Origin of the sequence: Butyrivibrio sp. AE3004, assembly GCF_000703165.1 — a bacterium.
Taxonomy (GTDB): Bacteria; Bacillota; Clostridia; order Lachnospirales; family Lachnospiraceae; genus Butyrivibrio.
In genome coordinates this window covers 339,620-358,287 of sequence record NZ_JNLQ01000002.1, presented here as the reverse complement: position 1 = coordinate 358,287, position 18,668 = coordinate 339,620, and the positions used below count along the sequence as shown (strand labels likewise).

The 18,668-nt window shown below is 41.7% G+C and carries 22 protein-coding genes; all 22 read right to left on the bottom strand.

Translation table 11 applies throughout. From position 1 onward, the window contains the following. Nucleotides 1-70 precede the first annotated feature (70 nt). Nucleotides 71-1,066, bottom strand: coding sequence for a DUF4003 family protein (locus tag BV60_RS0104530; protein ID WP_029319806.1), 996 nt, complete (start codon nt 1,064-1,066; stop codon nt 71-73). A gap of 25 nt (nt 1,067-1,091) precedes the next feature. After that, nucleotides 1,092-1,427, bottom strand: coding sequence for a PspC domain-containing protein (locus tag BV60_RS24170; RefSeq protein WP_035777073.1), 336 nt, complete (start codon nt 1,425-1,427; stop codon nt 1,092-1,094). A 118-nt stretch (nt 1,428-1,545) separates the two neighbouring features. Beyond that, complete coding sequence (locus tag BV60_RS0104520) at nt 1,546-1,770, bottom strand: hypothetical protein (RefSeq protein WP_029319802.1); 225 nt, start codon at nt 1,768-1,770, stop codon at nt 1,546-1,548. A gap of 9 nt (nt 1,771-1,779) precedes the next feature. Next, nucleotides 1,780-1,923, bottom strand: a complete 144-nt coding sequence (locus tag BV60_RS23105) for a hypothetical protein (RefSeq protein WP_156035977.1) — start codon at nt 1,921-1,923, stop codon at nt 1,780-1,782. Between the two features lie 221 nt (nt 1,924-2,144). After that, complete coding sequence (locus tag BV60_RS0104510) at nt 2,145-2,372, bottom strand: HPr family phosphocarrier protein (RefSeq protein WP_051656518.1); 228 nt, start codon at nt 2,370-2,372, stop codon at nt 2,145-2,147. 240 nt (nt 2,373-2,612) lie between these two features. After that, the gene (locus BV60_RS0104505) at nt 2,613-2,915 is read right to left on the bottom strand and encodes a Dabb family protein (RefSeq protein ID WP_029319798.1); all 303 of its coding nucleotides are present in this window, start codon (nt 2,913-2,915) and stop codon (nt 2,613-2,615) included. A 22-nt stretch (nt 2,916-2,937) separates the two neighbouring features. Then, nucleotides 2,938-3,408: a YbaK/EbsC family protein gene (locus BV60_RS0104500; RefSeq protein ID WP_029319796.1), complete on the bottom strand. Its 471-nt coding sequence runs from the start codon at nt 3,406-3,408 to the stop codon at nt 2,938-2,940. Between the two features lie 55 nt (nt 3,409-3,463). Next, the gene (locus tag BV60_RS0104495; protein WP_029319794.1) at nt 3,464-3,976 is read right to left on the bottom strand and encodes an O-acetyl-ADP-ribose deacetylase; all 513 of its coding nucleotides are present in this window, start codon (nt 3,974-3,976) and stop codon (nt 3,464-3,466) included. Next, nucleotides 3,973-4,134, bottom strand: a complete 162-nt coding sequence (locus tag BV60_RS23100) for a hypothetical protein (RefSeq protein ID WP_156035975.1) — start codon at nt 4,132-4,134, stop codon at nt 3,973-3,975. Before BV60_RS23100 ends, BV60_RS0104495 begins: the two co-directional genes overlap by 4 nt. A gap of 174 nt (nt 4,135-4,308) precedes the next feature. After that, on the bottom strand, nt 4,309-5,607 hold the full coding sequence (locus BV60_RS0104485; RefSeq protein WP_029319793.1) for a TldD/PmbA family protein: 1,299 nt from the start codon (nt 5,605-5,607) through the stop codon (nt 4,309-4,311). Continuing rightward, entirely contained in the window at nt 5,608-6,990 is a 1,383-nt protein-coding gene (locus BV60_RS0104480) for a TldD/PmbA family protein (RefSeq protein WP_029319792.1), read from the bottom strand. Between the two features lie 96 nt (nt 6,991-7,086). Then, a complete protein-coding gene (locus tag BV60_RS0104475) occupies nt 7,087-7,689 on the bottom strand; it encodes a hydrolase (protein WP_029319791.1) in 603 nt (200 codons plus the stop codon). Continuing rightward, nucleotides 7,680-8,225: an AAA family ATPase gene (locus BV60_RS0104470; RefSeq protein WP_051656517.1), complete on the bottom strand. Its 546-nt coding sequence runs from the start codon at nt 8,223-8,225 to the stop codon at nt 7,680-7,682. The genes BV60_RS0104475 and BV60_RS0104470 overlap by 10 nt, the downstream gene beginning before the upstream one ends. 24 nt (nt 8,226-8,249) lie before the next feature. Beyond that, a complete protein-coding gene (locus BV60_RS0104465) occupies nt 8,250-8,645 on the bottom strand; it encodes a cytidine deaminase family protein (RefSeq protein WP_029319788.1) in 396 nt (131 codons plus the stop codon). Nucleotides 8,646-8,735: 90 nt separating this feature from the next. Continuing rightward, nucleotides 8,736-9,077, bottom strand: coding sequence for an arsenate reductase family protein (locus BV60_RS0104460; RefSeq protein WP_029319786.1), 342 nt, complete (start codon nt 9,075-9,077; stop codon nt 8,736-8,738). A 57-nt stretch (nt 9,078-9,134) separates the two neighbouring features. Then, nucleotides 9,135-9,845: a hypothetical protein gene (locus BV60_RS0104455; RefSeq protein WP_029319783.1), complete on the bottom strand. Its 711-nt coding sequence runs from the start codon at nt 9,843-9,845 to the stop codon at nt 9,135-9,137. A 197-nt stretch (nt 9,846-10,042) separates the two neighbouring features. Further along, nucleotides 10,043-10,555 (bottom strand): nitroreductase family protein, encoded by a 513-nt coding sequence (locus tag BV60_RS0104450; protein WP_029319781.1) that lies wholly within the window; start codon nt 10,553-10,555, stop codon nt 10,043-10,045. Between the two features lie 90 nt (nt 10,556-10,645). Beyond that, nucleotides 10,646-10,960: a TIGR04076 family protein gene (locus BV60_RS0104445; RefSeq protein ID WP_029319779.1), complete on the bottom strand. Its 315-nt coding sequence runs from the start codon at nt 10,958-10,960 to the stop codon at nt 10,646-10,648. A 246-nt stretch (nt 10,961-11,206) separates the two neighbouring features. Next, complete coding sequence (locus BV60_RS0104440) at nt 11,207-11,767, bottom strand: hypothetical protein (RefSeq protein ID WP_029319777.1); 561 nt, start codon at nt 11,765-11,767, stop codon at nt 11,207-11,209. A gap of 21 nt (nt 11,768-11,788) precedes the next feature. Further along, nucleotides 11,789-14,209 carry a glycoside hydrolase family 3 C-terminal domain-containing protein gene (locus tag BV60_RS0104435; RefSeq protein WP_029319775.1) on the bottom strand — a complete coding sequence of 807 codons (2,421 nt, stop codon included), beginning with the start codon at nt 14,207-14,209 and terminating at the stop codon, nt 11,789-11,791. Nucleotides 14,210-14,240: 31 nt separating this feature from the next. Further along, a complete protein-coding gene (locus BV60_RS0104430; protein WP_051656516.1) occupies nt 14,241-17,246 on the bottom strand; it encodes a glycoside hydrolase family 3 protein in 3,006 nt (1,001 codons plus the stop codon). A gap of 120 nt (nt 17,247-17,366) precedes the next feature. Next, nucleotides 17,367-18,668 (bottom strand): sensor histidine kinase, encoded by a 1,302-nt coding sequence (locus tag BV60_RS0104425; RefSeq protein WP_029319772.1) that lies wholly within the window; start codon nt 18,666-18,668, stop codon nt 17,367-17,369.

Sequence of the window (18,668 nt, the reverse complement as noted above, 5' to 3'; positions counted from 1 at the left end):
AAACTCCGGGTACCTGTTATACCATTGGCGAAAAAAGATGATATTTGACGCGATCACTCTTTACTTATTCTCAATGTGAAGAAGATGCGGTTGCTGCGGATGTCGATGCAATCATTATCGCAACAAGCATAGCTGTCTGCTCTGCTATTATCATTGCAAGTGCCCCGCTCGTCACTGAAGCATCTGTGACAGAATTCTCCTCTGAATATACACCGGATACCACCATGGCCCCAAGCATAAGCTTTGTCTGCCTGCTCATATCTAACATGCCAAATCCCTTTTTGCCATTGAAGAATTCTGAAGCTTCAGCTATCTCAGATATCAACTCCTCAACACTCATATTGATGTTAATCAGAGTTCCCAGGGACGCAAGTTCATATTCTTTTCCGTATTTCAAGCCTGCTGCTTTAAATGCATTATATATTTCAAGAGCCCTGTCCCTCTTATCCTCATACCTGCCATCATATATAGTAAGTACCTGAGTAAGTGAATACGCAGCATTCTCATGAAGTGAAAAGCTCTTCTTTATGTATTGATATGCATCTTCAAGCTCCGTGAGAATGTCTTCCACACTTTTTTCTGTCATGGCAAGCAGCACAGCAAAACTGGTATCCTCATCAGAAGTAATGAAAGGATGATTTTTCTTCATTCCGGTCATTATGGCATTAGTTTTCTCAATGATGGCATCTGCCTCTGCAAACTTGCCTACATCACAGATTGACATGGCTGCAAGTACCCTGTATGTTGATCCAAAGAATTTGCCCTTCTGGAACTTGTTATATACCTCTACCAACTCATCAATATACTTTTCGGGATCACTGCTAAGTGCCATTCTTGTTGATACAATAAGCTCATTATTGCCACGAAAAAATGAAAGTGCCCCCTGCTTATCCCTTAAGAGCTTTCTGCACTCCTTCAAATACTCCACATCCACTGTCTTTTCCTTTTCTGCAAAAGCAGCTCCGGCTACAGCCTTCAATAAGCTGTTCTCAAGCTTAAACCCTTCATGAATAATATTCCGGTTTTCAACTAATAATTCACATCTCTTCTGAACTGTGTCTTTCATCCTGTCTGTCTCCTCCATGCGTTTTTTATTTGTTCACGTTATCATATGGGTTAAATCCAACAGGTTCATCTGTTTCATATTGCTGGGACTGCTGATAACCTACAGGGTCGTCATTATTATATGTCGCTGTGGTATCGACCACCCTGTCATGATCATATGACTTATCCTCTAAATAACTTGGATTGTCGTCCATGACCAGCGCTGCGATTATATAAGCAGGAATCCCAAATCCCGTAAAGAATACGGCTATTCCCCATCCAATACGTACCCATGTAGGATCAACACCAAAATACTCAGCTATGCCTCCGCATACGCCACAGATTTTTCTATCATTACTTTTATAAAGTTTCTTTTCACTCATAACACATGCCTCTTTATCTTCTACAAATGCATTAACGTTTCCTTATAATACCATTTTATATCTGCAGGTCAGCACAATATACCTTCAATGCAAAAAAAACAGCCTTCTTATTCTTCCATTACAGCGATATCTCCTTCAGGATCTCCGCAGCCTTCTCACTACCGTGCTTTGCGGCATATGAAGCCCATTTCTTTGCCTTCACGAGGTTCGGCTTATCCTCATAGTTCCCATTAAAATATGCTTCTGCCACCTGCTCTGCTGCATCTATGCTACCCTTTCCAGCCTTGTCGATCAGGTCAAGCAGTGCAAGCTTCTTTTCATCAGGTATAATTTCGTCCTTCATTCTGTCCCTTCACTTCTTTCTTTTATCATCCAGTAAAAATCCTGCCAGCAGTATCACCGGTACAGCCAGCACAGACAACAGCGCCATAGCACCATACTCAATCCCGGACTTACCCTTATTTTCATTATCATTTCTTTTATTCTGATTATCCATGCTGCCTCCTTTCGAAAACACTACTGTTTTCAGATTATTATACATGAATTCTTTAGGTTTGTTTAAGGTCTGAGTTGTATATTAAATCCATCGAGAGGTGAAAACCTTTTGGAAAATCGCTTTTGCAGAAAAATCTTCATAACATAAAAAACTGCCAGGTTGTTAACACCTGGCAGTACCCTCCAAACAACATGAAAACCATGTCCATTATTCACTTGTCCTTATGCAGCTGCATGCTCTGCCAGATAATTCTCAAATTCCTGGTTGAATCCGCGGTAACTAACCTTCAGCGGGAATTTGAAATTCATTCCAAAAACACCCAGGAGTGACTTAGCGTCCACTGTCAGATGATTATATGAAATATCTACGTCAAAATCGCATTTTGAAGCTGCGCTTACAAAATCCTTAACCTGCCGGGGATCCAACTTGATAAATTTACTCATAGTCATAATACTTGTCCTCCTCTGTAAACAACAGATTACAGCATCGTTTCCGATTGCCCTATCTAATATTTCCGAAACCAACCTATCATCTTTTGAATCGGATTACCATATGGCATCGAAGTTAATGAACATCTTGTACCAAAGTGTACGATACTTATAGGATATTTTTATATCAGATATATGGCTTTTTTATCACTTTTATAAATCCCCTTAAAAACTTAAAGTGCACCGCCGGTTTTTCTTGGTTTACGCCTCAAAATCCAGACAGCTTCTGATCTTTGTAAATGGTCTTACCTTAGTATCAGCTACCGCTACGTGCTCCGGATGTACAGAGTATCCCTTAAGAGCTTCCTCATTTTCAAATGTTGAATCTAGCATCAGATCAGCATTTGATGATTCCAGACCATTGATATTCACTTTAATGTCAACAATTCCGGGAACCTTTTCCTTAAGACCCTCTAGTCCTTCTTTAATGCCCTTTTTAATTTCATCCTTTTCCTCAGCTGTCAATTCATCCTTCAAAGTCCATAAAATAATGTGTTTTACCATAATTACCTCTTACTTTCTTTTCCTATTCCCATCCCTTACATACATCACACCAGCCTTCAGTATCAATAATCTTTTCAAGTTCTTCCGGTCTTACTCTTACAGATGTGAATTCATTACCACCTGCAGGGTGCACAAACTCAAACCTTTTCATCGACACATCAAGCCACACCGGAATCCCTTCAGGCACTGCAAATGGACAGACTCCCCCGGGCTGAAATCCTGTTATATCCTCCACCTGATCTCTCGGGATCATATGTGGCTTTGTATGGAAAACTGACTTGAATTTGGAACTGTTTACCTTCCCATCTCCTGCCATAACTACGATCACAGGTTTTTCATCCACCACAAAAGACAAAGTCTTTGCAATCTCCGGTTCCGTACATCCAATCTGCCGAGCAGCATGTTCCACGGTATCTATTGTCTCAGCATGCTCTGTCAGTCTGTCACCATATCCTTTTACATCAAGAAATTTCTTAACTTTTTCATTTACCATCTCACACATCTCCCCATTTTTCGGTAAAAACAAGCCCAGGCCATTATGTTTATATTCATCTCAATTCCGCTGCAACCTTCTGATATATCAAATAGTCCTCTTCCATAAAATTCACGATAGTAATTTCCATTTCATATCCGGGATTCGTTGAAGTCCATTCCTTAATTGCAGTAAGGGCAACCATTGCAGCTTCCTTCTTGGGATATCCATAAACTCCTGTTGATATTCCGGGAAAGGCTATGCTATGAAGGTCATTTTCTCTGGCAACTTCCAGACTGTTCCAGTAACAGTTTCTCAGATCCCTGGCATCCGTCACACTACCACTGTATATCGGTCCTACAGTATGAATGACGTGCTTTGCGGGAAGGTTAAAGCCTCCCGTGATCTTGGCCTCACCGGTTCTACAGCCATTAAGCGTTCTGCATTCATTTAGCAGTCCCGGGCCTGCAGCTCTGTGTATCGCGCCATCCACTCCGCCTCCGCCCAGAAGGGAGCTGTTGGCGGCATTAACGATCGCATCAACCTTCAGTTTTGTTATATCTCCTACATGATATTTTATACTGTTCATGTTTCAGCCCCCTTATCAGTATCACCATCTGCTTCAACAAGCACAAACATATCATCAGGCTGCTTGCACCTTGGACATACATCAATATCACGTATGCTTTTACCTTCCTTTTCCTCGTCAAAAATGTAACCGCATGCTCTACATCTGTAAACTGCCATAAGCACCTCCTCAAACCACATTGTTAGCAATATTATACTCTATAGACATTACAAATTGGCAAAAGAAGAAAAATCCCCTGCAGCTATTTTGCTGCAGGGGCATCTGTCTTGTTAGCTCATCCGGCACTTAGTGCCACATTCCACCAAAAAGTGAAAGTAACAGTTATATTTGCATCAGTTACCCTGTATTATAACATTTTCAACGAGCATGCTTGGCATTACCATGCTTCCATCACAGAGAAGTTCTTTGGATACAGCCTTGATATTCTTTAACATATCGAAAAGGTTGCCACTGATCATAGTCTCTATTACAGCACCCTTTATCTCACCATTTTCAACATAGAATGCCTGCTTGGCTACACCTGACATCTCGCCATTTGCACCAGGCTGTCCTGCAGAAACAGATCCGACTATGAGACCTCTCTTAACGCCCTTAACCATATCCTCATAGGGTGTATCTCCGGCATCAACAATAAAATCAAAGGATGAATTCGGTGCACGCTTCACTCCGCACTTATTTGCAGCATATAAGCTAACCGCAAAACTCTTAAGCACACCATTTTCAATAAGGTCATAATCCTCGGATCTGAAACCATCAGCGGTGTGAACCTCACGGAGAATAATCCTTTCATCAGAAGGATTGGATCTGACTGTAAGAAGCGGTGATGCCACCTGCTCTCCAAGCTTATCCATCCACAGACTGGTCTTGGTGATAAGAGTATGATCAACAACAGCGTTGGCGATAACTCCTCCGATCATCTGAGCTGCGCAGGCAGGTGTAAGAATGATATCACCCACAAACTTATCATTTATCCTGATGGGATTGAGAGAATTCTCGGCATCTGTCAGATCCTTCTCAATATTACCCAGGTTAATCAGTCTATCATCGAGATTGTCAAAGGTAACCGCAGTAACTGCAACACCCGTTGATGACTTGCCGTCATTACCTGCAAACTCAACTACGATTATATAGCAGCCGGCTTCTGACTCATCCTTTGTTCCATTCGTATTCATAAAAAATGAATGACTTTTAACATACTTAGCGAACATCTCGATGATCATAACGTTCTTATGCCTTGTGGCAATATCATCAGCAAGCTCCTTGGTTCTCTCCATAAGCTTCTCGATGTCAGGAGTAAGTGCTCCCATGGAAAACTTTGCAGGCTCAAGTCCCGGTGCAATATCGAAACACTCATCCGGATTTCCTGCTTCAGCAGATGCGATAACCTCGTCAATTGCTTTTTCCACAGATTCCTTATCGCACTTATTTATGCTGGTAGCTGCCTTCTTGTGATCCTTTATAACCTTTATAGCTATATCATTGTCAAAGAGAGTTCTGAAAAGTGTAAACTTTCCATCCTTCATTGTGATCTCATTAGTCTCTGTCTCAGAGATAGTGAAGTCTGCCTTAATTTCGCCTTTTGTCTTTATATACTCAGAAATTATTTCTGATACTTCCTGTAAGTTAGCCATTTATCTACCTCCGATCGTTATTTTGCACTTAATTGCAGGGCCGCCTGTTGAAACCGGCATCATCTGTTTCTTGCCACAGTTTCCGGGCCACCAGATTACGGAGTCAGATACCATATCTACAGTTTTAAGCATATCAAAAGCAATACCTGAAACAGTTGTATCCAGAATTGCTTTTCCAATCTTACCATTCTTGATCTCATATCCGCAGGTAATACCAAACATAAACTCACCTGTAAGGTCAGCCTGTCCGTTGCCTGTCGCCACAAGATAATAACCGTCATCTACAGATGCGATCATATCCTCAAGCTTGTCCTTGCCGGGAAGGACCGCAGTATTTCTCATACGGATAAGAGGCTCATCTGAGAATGTAAAGCCTCTGGCATTACCGCAGGGTTCTTTGCCAAAAAGAAGAGCACTTTCTCTGTCATGCATGAAATCCTTAAGAATTCCGTTCTCAACAAGAACCGCATCCTTAGCCACAACACCCTCATCATCGAGATAAACCGGGAAGGGTGCCTCTTCTCCAAGAGCAGTATGGGCAAAGTCAACGATGCTAACGAGCTCTGATGCAACCTGTTTTCCAAGATTAGGGCCAGCAACGGAACCGCCCTGAACAAGGTCAGCCTCAACAGTATGACCAACAGCTTCGTGTGCGATCATACCGGCAACATCAGGATGAAGGATTACGGTCTTAAGACCTGCCTCAGCATAAACGCCGTTTGCCTTCTCTTTTACATTCTTATAAAGCTCCTCAATTCCCTCGAAAATAGGATTAAGGTCAGCAAAATACTCCCCTGCATGACCACAGCCAAAGAACAGCTTAAACAGCTCAACGGGCTGTCCGTCCTTTGATGTCATACTGAGTTCAACAAGAATTCTGCATCTAGGATACGCAACGTGACCATCGGCTGCATCTGAAGTAACAATAATCTTCTCCATTGTTGTCTCATCATAAGAAACTGTTCTGGAAAGAAGATCTGTGTAATTCTTCTCAATATGTGCATCGATTTCCTTGCAGATATCCACGATCTTTTTCTGCTCATAATCAATTATCATTCTGGGAGATGTTATCCAGGAACCTGCAAGCGCAGGGTAGATATTCTTCTTCTCTGTATTAAACTTATCAAGATATTTAGCATTCTCTGTTGCTGCCTTGATGGTCTTTGCCGCAGCATCAGCAGAATATTCTGAGGTAGATGCAAAGCCATAGGCTCCTCTGCAATACACTCTGGCACAGATTCCGCTCTCCTCGGATCTTGCATTGACTGTAAGATTTCCGTTCTGGATTACGATACGTCTGTACCTGTTTTCCTGTCCCCTTAGGACTGTCTGTACCCCTGTTTCGAAGAGGCCTTTTTGTCCTGTTAAGCTGTCTTCTAACATTTGCTATCCTCCAATACTTTTTTCGTTCCCCCACATACCTTAATATTTTAGCAATTTAAAGCGCTAATGCCAACTAAAAGAATGGATTTTTCCACTTTAGGCTACTGATGCCATTTCCGCATTGATAAGGTCTTCGCTTTCAGCCATTGCTTTAAGTGTCATTTCAAGAAGTTTATCGAGTTCCCAGCCAAGCTGATCTGCTCCGCGCTCAATCACTTCCCTTGAGCAACCAGCAGCAAAGCCTTTGCTCTTATACTTTTTCTTAAGGGACTTTAGCTCCATATCCTTTGTGCTCTTTGAAGGTCTCATGAGAGCTGCAGCCCATACAAGACCTGTCAACTCATCCGCTGCAAAAAGGACTTTCTCCATCTCGTGAACGGGTTCAACATCTATGGTCACACCGCATCCCACCGTGATTCCATAGCCATGAGAACAAACTGCATGAATAATGTCCTCGCTGACACCGCCATCTCTTAATAATTCGGGAGCTTTTAAGCAATGTTCCTCAGGATATAGCTCAAAATCAATATCGTGAAGGAGTCCAACTATCCCCCAATAATCAGCCTCGTCGGTATACCCAAGTTCTTTTGCATACCACTTCATAACTGCTTCTACAGTCAGTGCATGCTGGATATGAAATGGATCCTTGTTATATTTTTTCAATAATTCGAATGCTTCATCTCTTTTAATCATATGCATCCTCCTCGTGCATTTTGCAAAAATTCTTCCATCAAAGTTTTTTCATAGTCATCCTTTATCAAGGTAATTTTATCTCCGGCAGCACTAAAAGCATCTATAAACCATCTGTTGCACTGCTTAAGGTTTTCGATTGAACAGTCTGCTTCCACTATCCTGGACTCCACTTCCGATTCATACCTGATGATATCATCGAAATGCTCTTCTATATAATCCTCGGTCATTGCCAGACAGATAAACCTTATGTTCCGGAGATATTCCTCGGTAAAATTATTTTTCCATTCAGGCGAAACATAACACCCTTCAACGATCATATGCTGTTTGTTCTCAATGGCAGTTTTGATCATTTCACAAACTATAGGCCAAAGATAATCCGTTAGCTCATCATCATCTTCAGGAGTCAGATTAGTATTTCCACTTCTGATCAGCCCCATCTTGAGATGGTCTATAGAAAGATATGGGTACTTGTATTTTTCAAGCAATCTCTGTGCCAGTACGGTTTTTCCTGTATGGGATGCTCCTGTAATAAGTATTATCATAATATCCTCATCAAATATATTTAATTATTCAATCCACCATTCAGGTGTCAGATCACCAAGTTTCATCACACGGTCAGCAGCGTAATCAATCATTATATCTATATCTTTATATTTTCCTGGCATGAGCTGAGTCATCAATTCTCTGCATGCACCACAAGGAGCACCTTTTCCTTCATTCGGAGGAATGCAAAGAACCCTGTCGATTTCATAATCTCCATTGGTAATCATATTAAAGATTGCGTTCCTCTCTGCACAGATTCCCAAAGTAGAACATGTATCAATACATACCCCTGTATAAATATTCCCTGACTTTGATCTCACCGCAGCAGATACTTCCCCGGCAGACACATAATCAGAAATTGTTACGGGTTTAAGCACAGCCTTTGCTGCGTCATACATTTCTTCCCATATTTTATCCACAATCAGCTCTCCTTGTATCAACAATACTCTGGTTTTATCACGTTAATATCAGATGTCTGAAATTTCATCTTTATGTTTAGGCGCGTCAGATTATAGCTCCCACTTCTTCCACACATCAGGCTGATACCCGAGTGTAGACTGCCTTCCATTTCTTACAATGGGTGTCTTTATGATCTGCTGATTTTCAAGAAGTTTCTCCAGCTTGTCTTCGTCCGCGATATATTGCAAAAGAGCTACAGCGTCCTTATCCTTCGCATCAGGATTCACCATGTTCATGATACCTCCATTGGCACTTGCAACTGATGTGAGTTCGCCCTTACTCATGCCTTTTTCTTTCATATCAACAAACTGGAACTTTATGCCACGCTCCTTGAAAAATCGCTCTGCTTTCTTTGTATCATTACACTTTTTTGTACCAAATATCTGTATCAACGTGTTACCTCCATATCTATACCTGTCTGCCCGGATTAAAAATAGCAAACATCGTCATCACCTTTTCACTGCATTATTTATGATTTTTCCAACCTCTTCATCTTCCGTCAGATCATAAACCATCCTGTAACAATCAATTGCCTGGTCATCCCTTCCAAGGCTCATTGCTTCTTCTGCAGCTTTGTAAAGCAGTGCAAGCGTAATTGGATTAGCTTCGATTGGAATCTTATTATCCTTAAGAATCTGTTGTATTCCTTTAAGGCTCTTATCCCCAGCCTTCTTTCCGACTGCCTTCTCAAGAAAAGCTATCTCAAAATCTGCCTGTTTGGTTTTTTCAAAGTACTGACTATACATGTAACAAGCTGCAGCTACATCCGGCATATACTTCTCAAGATAATACCAGCCAAGATTTCTGTAATATGCAGCCATTTCTGCCCTGGTGCAGCAGTAATTATAGGAATCAGATGTATATGAATACTCCCCTTCGATATCTCCCAGCTGCTTGCAGCATTGTATTATGCCAAGAATAGCTTCCATATCCACAGGATTCTCAAAATGAGCGCTTATCCATTCCTGCTGAGACTTGGAATAATCTCCTAAGGACAACAATTCTCTCGCCTTCTCTTTATGCAGCATCAGTGTATCTTCTTTTGAAATTTCATATTCTTTGTCACCAAGAACATAATATTCATATAAAAAGACTTCCGAAATGTGCTTTAAACAGACAGTATTCTTATTACCTGTTTCGACATATCTTATATCACCCATCTACTTCCTCCAACAAAAACATATTTTTACTATAACAGAAAAAAGTCCTTTTAACAGTAAATAATACTGTCAAAAGGACTTTTTTCAGACAATTTTTCATGGTCCTATAAAGAACAACTTTGTGGGATTTTCTTTGATCATAAAGTCCGTCACTAAACTTGTCTCGTAAAAAATCGGAATGAAATGTCCTCCTTTAATCACATATAACTTACGGTTTCAGACAGCTCTTTCCTGCTGTTATGGTTATCAAGCGGGCCTGCCCCCTCTGCTGCATAGCCAAGATCAAGAAGCATGAGAATCTCCTCATTTTCAGGAAGTCCCAGATCCTTTGCAAGCGCATCAGGATCAAAGAAATTGAGCCAGCAGCTGTCCACTCCTTCATTTGCCGCAGCAAGCATCAGATGCGTTGCTACTATGGAAGCATCCTCAACACCCGAATCTCTTTTTCCTCCGGGATAAGTGAATACATTATTTTTATCAAAAGCCACAACAAGTACAGTCGGTGCACCGTAACGGCAGGGAGTAGCCTTATCTATCTTTGCAAGATTTTCCTCGGACTCAATAACATACACATGCTGCTCCTGAAGATTCTTTGCAGTAGGTGCAAGGCGCCCTGCTTCAAGAATTGAATTAAGCCTTGCCCTGTCTACTTTCCTGGTATCATACTTTTTGCATGAATAACGGTTTTTTACAACATCCATAAATTCCATCACTAATACCTCCTTTTTTGCTTAGTCCATTTTCATCATATACTTTATATCAATATTCCATCAAAAGAATAGTCTTCCATAAGCACTTCCTCAATCACTATCCTCATCCATTGTTTCCAACAAAAAACTTACAGGTCTGAATCCATCGTTACAAGAAATCATTGCCGATCTTGGATTTTTCATCCAACCATCATAGAAATTCTCACCACCATGAGCCAGTGTCATTACAAATGGCGACACAGTTTCCCATGCACTCTCACAGAATCCTTCCGGTCTTTCCCATCCATTGCAGACAAAAGTCTGAGCAAGCTTCATTGAGCAAGCATGTTCTATAGGGTTTTCATACTTTGCCATTAGATCTTCATATCGAGCTATCTTTTTAACAGTGATTCTTACCTTCTTCATGCGGCTATTATTCTCCCTGAAAATGTCGTCCCAACTGCAGTATCCTTAGATATTACCATTTGTTCCCTTGTAATAAAGATTAACAGTTATCATATCCCAGATACCTCCTCTATACCAACTATATCCAGCATTCCGCGAACAAGCATATATACAACAAACATAGCTCTACTATAGCAAAAAAATTGCCTTCGCACAGTATTTTCTACTGGCAGCAGGCAACTTTTGATTCTTATTCCGTATTCATTTTTATTTGTTTACAGCCTCCGGAAAAATAACCTTGTTTACGAAGAAGAATATCAGCATGCTGACGCCTCCATTTAGTATTGTGGTTCCGATATTATAGACAAAATCCGGAACGAACTTGCCGGCAACTGCTACCCAGATGCAGTTAATGGAGTTAACTATGCATGTGATGAGACAAAATGCAAGGAAATACCACATTATCTGGTACAATATATTTCCCTTGCTTCTAAAAACAAAGTTTCGCTGAATTGGAAAGTTTATGCATTCTCCTATGAACATCGCTACCATATATGCGCAGAAATAAGGAAGTCCTCCATGCGCCACATCGTATCCTATGATATTCCACTTGAATGATTCGCCAAAAAGTGTGATCTCTTTTCCCGGCCATCCAAAGTCAACCATAGGAAGACCTCTGAAAACTGCGGGGAGAAACTGCAGCATAATATATTTAAATATGGTTATAAGATTGGAGACGATCACGAACAGTCCGCCCTCACGTATCCATTTTGCTGCTGCAGGATGTCTTTTGACAAAGGCCTCCCATATATTAACTATACCTGTCATGATTTATGTCACCTCTTTTATTTAGCCGAGCTTTTTCTCGTAAGCTTTATTCTCCCGACTATTCTTAAAATACCATTTTATGACATGGAAAAGGCCTCCAAAGAAATGTCCGTTCACCATCTTAACAATTCCATGAACCATTTCCATGTTAACAGCTCCCCCTGTCATCTTCGCCATAGCCCTGAATGGCATGTTATATATGAATAGTGTGTTTAGATCAGGTTTTCCGCTTTCATCGGCCTTTTTCTTCATGGCCGTTAGTCTTTTGTATACAAATCTTGCAAGACCACTCTTTGCATAATACATCTGGCAAATAGCATCGTTTTCTGAAAGAAGGCCACTCCATTTCCCATCAGGGATTACTCGTCCTAAAATTTCCTCGAATTCAGCATCTGACACATTTTCAATCTTCCCGGAATAATAGGATTTTAATTCTGTTTCATTATAAGGAAGTTGAGATGTTGTTCCGACTACATGGCAGGATGCGCATATCCTTATATCAGCGCTGCTAGCTCCGACTTTTATCTCATAGTCACCCTCTTCAATCTCCCACTTATTAGTTTTTACATTAAAATAGCGGAAGGTCTTGTCATCGAAAGGAATCTCAACAGTCTTGCTTTCTCCGGCTTTAAGAAATACCTTCTTAAAGCCCTTGAGTTCCTTTTCAGCCCTGAATACCTTTGCTCCGGGAAGGCCGACATAGAGTTGAACAACCTCTGCGCCATCAAAGCTACCTTCATTCTTGATCGTGACACGAATCCCCTTATCCTTTATTATTTCAAGATCGCTGTATGAATAATCAGTATAGGAAAGACCAAAACCAAAAGGATACAGCACCGGCACTCCTGCCTTTTCATAATATCTGTAGCCCACATAGATTCCCTCGCGATACTCTGAATTTCTCTCGCTACTTGGATAATATCTGTAACAAGGAGTATCCTCAAGCCTTCTGGGTATTGTCTCATTGAGCTTTCCTGAAGGATTGATTTTGCCTGTAAGGATATCGAGCGCCGCACCGGCACCGGCTTGTCCATTTAAATAGCAATGAAGCAGTGCCTTAAAATAGTGGTGCCAGGGCATCTCAATTGCAGATCCGGCACTTATCACCCCAACAAGATTTGGATTAGCCTGTCCAAGCTCTTGAAGAAGCGTTATCTGGTTCTGCGGAATCCTCATATGGCTCCTATCCATTCCCTCAGACTCGCTGTCTTCATTAAGGCCAAAGAAATAAAGTACAACATCTGCCTTGGAAGCAAGGTCAATTGCCTCCTTCTTCATAGCTGCATCCTCTTCGCCGTTCCTGTTGTAGCCATGACTCATGCCAACAACCTGAAGATCATAGTTCTCTATAATATTGGAAATAGTCTCCAGTTTTGTCACGTTAACAAGCGAGGAGCCTGCGCCCTGATATCTGGGTGTAAAAGCAAAATCACCGATTATGGCAACTCTTGCGCCCCTCTTAAGAGGCAGGATCTTATTCTCGTTTTTCAAAAGTACTGAGCTCTCAGCTGAAGCTCTTCTTGCAATTTCATGATGAACATCCTTATCGAAGGTATCCGGCTTATTTTGCGCATTGACATATAATGTCATGACTACATCCAATAGTTCATCTACTCTGTCATTGACATCCTGTTCGGATATCTTTCCTGAGCGAACAGCCTCTATCAATTCTCTTGCAGAACCAAGTCCGGGATTTGGCATCTCAAGATTGGAGCCTGCGGCAACTCCGAGGGCATGGTCATTTGATGCGCCCCAGTCAGTAATTACGATACCTTCAAACCCCCACTCATTTCGGAGGATGTCTTTTAAGAGGTGTTTGTTTTCATTAGCGTAGGTGCCGTTCACCTCGTTGTAAGCTGACATTATTGTTTTAGCGCCGCCCTCCTTCACAGCTATCTCAAAGCCAGTTAGATATATCTCGCGAAGCGTTCTTTCATCCACAACGGCATTCATTGCCATCCTTCTAAGTTCCTGTGAGTTCACTGCAAAGTGCTTAGGACAGGCATAGACTCCTTTTGACTGTATACCCCTTACATAGGATGCCGCCATTTTTCCGGCAAGGTAAGGGTCTTCGGAAAAGTACTCAAAGTTACGGCCACACAGAGGGCTTCTTTTTATATTGAGGCCGGGACCGAGCAGGACATTAACTCCGAGTGCCATTGCCTCTTCTCCAAGAGCCTGTCCCATTGTCTCACCAAGCTCAGTATCCCAGCTGTTTGCTACCGTAGCAGCTGTAGGGAAACAGGTCGCAGGAAGGGACTCATTTAGTCCCAAATGATCTCCTGCGCCTGCCTGCTTCCTTACACCGTGAGGTCCGTCCGAGCAGAAGATGGAAGGAATCCCAAGCCGTTTATTGTCCCTGGTCTCCCACTCGCCTTTTCCGCTGAGGAATGCTGCTTTTTCTTCTATTGTCATCTTGCCTACTATTTCTGAATACTTCATGATTAAACTCATACCTCCGCCATGAGGAACTTTAGTTTGCGCTCTTTTTCTTCTTAACGATAAGAGTAATTCCGCAGATGATTATAAGTGCTGCTACTATGTCGCCTGCAAGGAGTGCCTTCTGCCAGCCTGCCATCTTATAGGATACGGTTGATCCTGAAACGATACCCTGCATAGCATTTGAGTTGGCTACCATATACAAAACATTATGAGCTGCATTTCTCATTGCATTTACACCTGTTGCAGAGCTCTGGTCTGTGAGCTTGCCGTCCGCAAAAGTGTTGAGCATCAGGTCGTTACCTGCTCTGAGACCTAAATCGGGATCCATATATGCTGAGCCTCCGAAGTAGTCAGACTCAACAGCACCCTTAAAGCCCCATTCATTTCGAAGTATCTGTGTCTGCAGACCATACTGACCGCCTGCCCATACAGTACCGATTCTGTTGTATGCACTCATTATTGCTGTTGTAGCATTGATCGTAGCTGTCTGAAGCTGACTGTTCTCGTCATAATAGTTTACGTCAGCTTTTGCTTCCTTAACTGCAAGCTCGAAGGGACGAAGATAAATTTCCCTGAGTGCCTGTTCGTTAAGCCATGTTGCAATACCGTTTCTTCCATCTTCCTTGTCATTTACTGCAAAATGCTTGATGTAGGTGTAAACACCATACTTCATTGTTCCGCTGATTTCGTTAGCTGCAATCTTACCTGCAAGGAGGCCATCCTCTGAATAGTACTCGTAGTTACGTCCTGCAAAAGCATTTCTGTGTGTATTCATAGCAGGTGCATACCAGCCGTTGAATCCGTTGTAAAGTCCCTGCTCTCCGACCATCTCACCAAGCTCTTTTGCAAGCTCTACATTCCAGGTTGCCGCAAGCATTTCCTCTGCAGGGAATCCAATGCAGATAGCATCTGCTCCATTTGCTGATACCCATGTTGACCAGCCCATAGGTCCGTCATAATCAAGTGTTGCAGGCTTGCCAATGCTTAGGATCTCAGCTGTATTGTATCCTGCGTTTGCAAGCATATTTGCTACGCTTTCGACATCAAGCTCGTCAAGAAGAAGATCCCATGCAGGATCATCATAAGCAAGACCTCTTACGTTTATGAGCTGAACTCCATTCTCTGCATTTGTCACAGGCATCTTATCTGTGTAAACAAGGCTGCCTTCTACATTACCTGTCTTTGCATCTGTATTTTCATCAAAAACTGTCTCAAGTGCTGTCTTTATATAATCCTCAGCTGCGATATCAGCATCTGTGGGTGCTGTAGGGAAAGTGCCTGCAAAATCACTTCTGCTGAAGTTAAGCGGCTTTCCATCTGTCTTAACATCCACGAATTCAGCTGATACTTCATCAAACTGGTTTGTTGCAGTTACAATATCTGAATTTCTCTTGTTCTCACCGTTAAAGATTTCGCCTGAAAGCTCATTTTCGAAATATTTTCCGGCATCAGCTTTGTCTATAGAAGCCCAGCTGTGTGAGTTGTCACTTAAGTAAAATCCGTAACTGCCTGCATCAAGTACATAGCACTTGTTTGTCTTGTAATCATAGGAAGCAAGCTCATCGGAATCAATTGTAATTGTTACATTCTCTGAAGCGCCGGGTACAATCTCACCTGTCTTTGCAAAACCTGCAAGAACAACCTTGCTCTTCTCGATACCGCCCTTTGTGTAAGGTGCCTCTGCATAGATTTCTACTACATCTTTACCGGCCACATCGCCAGTGTTTGTAACCTTAACATTAAATGTATAGGTTCCGTCGTTATAAGAAGGTGTACCATCAAACTCCTTATCAAAGGTTGTGTAAGAAAGACCGTAACCGAAAGGATAAACTACAGCGCTGTCATAATCAAAGCCTGCATAATTGCCTTCCATAGCCTCTGCAGCTGCTGTCTCATAATATCTGTATCCCACATAGATGCCTTCCTCATATTCATTGAAGCATCCTGATTCATAACCGCCGATTGAACCATCGACATTTGAATAGTAGGTATCATCAAAGTTTACATATGAAGGATCCTTTGTAAGGTCGCTAACATAAGTATCAACTGTTCTTCCTGAAGGATTAACTGTACCGTTAAGTGCCTTTGCTACAGCGTTTGCACCCTGGTCCCCTATGCAGCCAACCCAGATTGCAGCATCGATACCATAAGAAGCATCGTTTAAGAAGTCAACCTCAAGTGCGTTTGCTGTGTTAAGTACAACTACGATTTTCTTTATATTTCCGGCATCCTTCTGAGCTTTTACAAGCTTCAGCATATCAATTTCTCTGCTGTCGAGCTCAAGGTATGTCTTGTTCTTATCCTCAGCGGTTGTTGCAAATTCGCTCATGTCTGTGGGAAGATCGCAGCCCTCGCCACCTACTCTTCCGATAATAACAACAGCCGCATCACCGTACTGTGCATAGCTGCTCTCGAGTGACTGAGGATAATCAGCAGCAGGTACCTCAGCGATGATGTCACCTGTAAACATTGCAGCTCCCATTGCTGAGATGAAACCTCTTCCGGTGTACTCAACATCCTGAGGTCCCATACCTGTCTGCATTGTTGTCTTGATAGTCTTGGTTGAAATTTCGTGATTTGCGTAGAAGTCATACAGGTCGCCGTTTACAGAAAAACCGTTTGCTTCCATTGCTGTCTTGTAATCAACCGGCTTACTTTCTGTAGCTGCACTTCCTGCTCCTGTATAGATTGGATCTACAGATGTGCGTCCAAACATTGAAATCTTTGTCTCATTTTCTGTAAGAGGAAGAGTATTATTCTCATTCTTGAAAAGAACAATGCCCTCACTCTCTACTCTCTCAGCAAGTTCCTGGCTCGCTGCAAGAAGGCTCTCTGCGTCAGCATGCTCAGCCTTATAATAATCCGCATCAAGGCCTGCGGCCTCAGGATTTGTCTTGACAACTGCGTCACCCTTACCAAAATACATGTTCATAACCGTGTACAATGGTCCTGTTAACACAAATGTTGCCACAATTGCAAGAACTGCAACAATTGCAATTATCACAGTCCATATTCTTGTGAATTTCTTTGTACTCATTTTAACCTCCTCGACAAATAACTTTTTCTTTTTGATACAGTAACAATATCAGAAAAAATCTCTTTTCAAGGATTTTGGTACGAAATGCAAAAATAGGGTACGAAATGCAAAAATCAATTTCTAAATAGTAACAGGCAACATAAATTTTCCTACAAAATAGTTTCCTTCAACGAGAGTCTGGAAGATACCATCACTACTCTCTACGGTCTCACGTACTATCTTAAGGCCAAGTCCGTGGTTCTCACTGTCCTCTTTAGTTGTCGAAAGATCGGGGTTTGAATTTATTTCATCAAGGTCTGCTTTGTTCTTAATCTCGCAGCACAAATAGTTCTGAACAACTTTTAATAAAATATGGATGTCAGGAGACTCAACCTTCTGGCAGGCTTCCATCGCATTGTTGAAAAGGTTTAAGAATATAGTACAAAAGCTCTCATCATCCACAAGAATGCTTGCCGGCAGCGTGATCTCTGTGTAGATTTTTATATGCTGCTTTCTTGCCTCTGAAATTTTCCTATTAATTATGTAGTCTATCATTGTGTTGCCGGTGGAGATATCTGAGAGATTATCGAGCTTTTCACCAATAGAGTCTGTCAGATATTTGTTAAGCTCATCATATTTCTTTTCATTAAGGAGCGTCTGAATGTAAAGATAGTTGTTCTTTAATTCGTGGCGCTCTTTTTTAATACGCTCATCGATTTCGAGCGAATAACGGTATCTGTGAACCTGTGCCTTGGTCTCTGTCAGGGCACGGTCGAGCTTTCGCTGCTCCTCATAGGAGTAAATAGTCGTAGCAAAGAGGCTATATAGAATAGGGAGCGCAGGCAGGATGATAAGTGCCATGATGGAGTCTCTGTACTCGTCGAATGCCGGTATATCCAAAAGATCAATCGCATAGTACAATAACAGGCTTATAGGAAAATATGTAAGCAGCAGTACCTGCCTGATTATACGGCTACTAACCTGTGGAATTGACTTTCTAAGGTTAATATAAAATGCATATAGAAGAACAATAAGAAGAAGGAATGAAAGAATATCAAAGAATTCATATTGTCCGCGTGACATTGAATTTTCTGCAGAATACAAGGCACCCCAGACAACCTTATACAGCTGGATGAATGCTACAAAGAAAAGTGTATACAAAAATTTTCCGATATTATACCCTTTTAGAAAAATCGCAGATGTGATCATAGGGATTCCTATTAGCAAAACCATGTTGTACCAGTAATGGTGAGGCTGAGAAAAAAAAGGAAGGGCATACGTGCCATATTGCAGAATAAAATAAAGAGCCATACTTACAGAAATATAGGCGACAGCCTTTTTCACAGGCATATTATCTGAATAAATGCGCATGAGGGAAAGTATAATGAACATAAAAATCACTATCCCATCGAATTCTATCATCCTGAATATATCATATATCAT

Bases quoted from the DNA above. Each gene is read 5' to 3' on its own strand.
- BV60_RS0104475 (WP_029319791.1), bottom strand. From the start codon at position 7,689: ATGCATATGATTAAAAGAGATGAAGCATTCGAATTATTGAAAAAATAT.
- BV60_RS0104455 (WP_029319783.1), bottom strand. From the start codon at position 9,845: ATGGGTGATATAAGATATGTCGAAACAGGTAATAAGAATACTGTCTGT.
- BV60_RS0104435 (WP_029319775.1), bottom strand. From the start codon at position 14,209: ATGAAGTATTCAGAAATAGTAGGCAAGATGACAATAGAAGAAAAAGCA.
- BV60_RS0104480 (WP_029319792.1), bottom strand. From the start codon at position 6,990: ATGTTAGAAGACAGCTTAACAGGACAAAAAGGCCTCTTCGAAACAGGG.
- BV60_RS24170 (WP_035777073.1), bottom strand. From the start codon at position 1,427: ATGAGTGAAAAGAAACTTTATAAAAGTAATGATAGAAAAATCTGTGGC.
- BV60_RS0104530 (WP_029319806.1), bottom strand. From the start codon at position 1,066: ATGAAAGACACAGTTCAGAAGAGATGTGAATTATTAGTTGAAAACCGG.
- BV60_RS0104510 (WP_051656518.1), bottom strand. From the start codon at position 2,372: ATGACTATGAGTAAATTTATCAAGTTGGATCCCCGGCAGGTTAAGGAT.
- BV60_RS0104500 (WP_029319796.1), bottom strand. From the start codon at position 3,408: ATGGTAAATGAAAAAGTTAAGAAATTTCTTGATGTAAAAGGATATGGT.
- BV60_RS23100 (WP_156035975.1), bottom strand. From the start codon at position 4,134: ATGGCAGTTTACAGATGTAGAGCATGCGGTTACATTTTTGACGAGGAA.
- BV60_RS0104520 (WP_029319802.1), bottom strand. From the start codon at position 1,770: ATGAAGGACGAAATTATACCTGATGAAAAGAAGCTTGCACTGCTTGAC.
- BV60_RS0104440 (WP_029319777.1), bottom strand. From the start codon at position 11,767: ATGACAGGTATAGTTAATATATGGGAGGCCTTTGTCAAAAGACATCCT.
- BV60_RS0104485 (WP_029319793.1), bottom strand. From the start codon at position 5,607: ATGGCTAACTTACAGGAAGTATCAGAAATAATTTCTGAGTATATAAAG.
- BV60_RS0104445 (WP_029319779.1), bottom strand. From the start codon at position 10,960: ATGAAGAAGGTAAGAATCACTGTTAAAAAGATAGCTCGATATGAAGAT.
- BV60_RS0104430 (WP_051656516.1), bottom strand. From the start codon at position 17,246: ATGAGTACAAAGAAATTCACAAGAATATGGACTGTGATAATTGCAATT.
- BV60_RS0104470 (WP_051656517.1), bottom strand. From the start codon at position 8,225: ATGATAATACTTATTACAGGAGCATCCCATACAGGAAAAACCGTACTG.
- BV60_RS23105 (WP_156035977.1), bottom strand. From the start codon at position 1,923: ATGGATAATCAGAATAAAAGAAATGATAATGAAAATAAGGGTAAGTCC.
- BV60_RS0104450 (WP_029319781.1), bottom strand. From the start codon at position 10,555: ATGGAATTTATGGATGTTGTAAAAAACCGTTATTCATGCAAAAAGTAT.
- BV60_RS0104505 (WP_029319798.1), bottom strand. From the start codon at position 2,915: ATGGTAAAACACATTATTTTATGGACTTTGAAGGATGAATTGACAGCT.
- BV60_RS0104495 (WP_029319794.1), bottom strand. From the start codon at position 3,976: ATGAACAGTATAAAATATCATGTAGGAGATATAACAAAACTGAAGGTT.
- BV60_RS0104425 (WP_029319772.1), bottom strand. From the start codon at position 18,668: ATGATATATGATATATTCAGGATGATAGAATTCGATGGGATAGTGATT.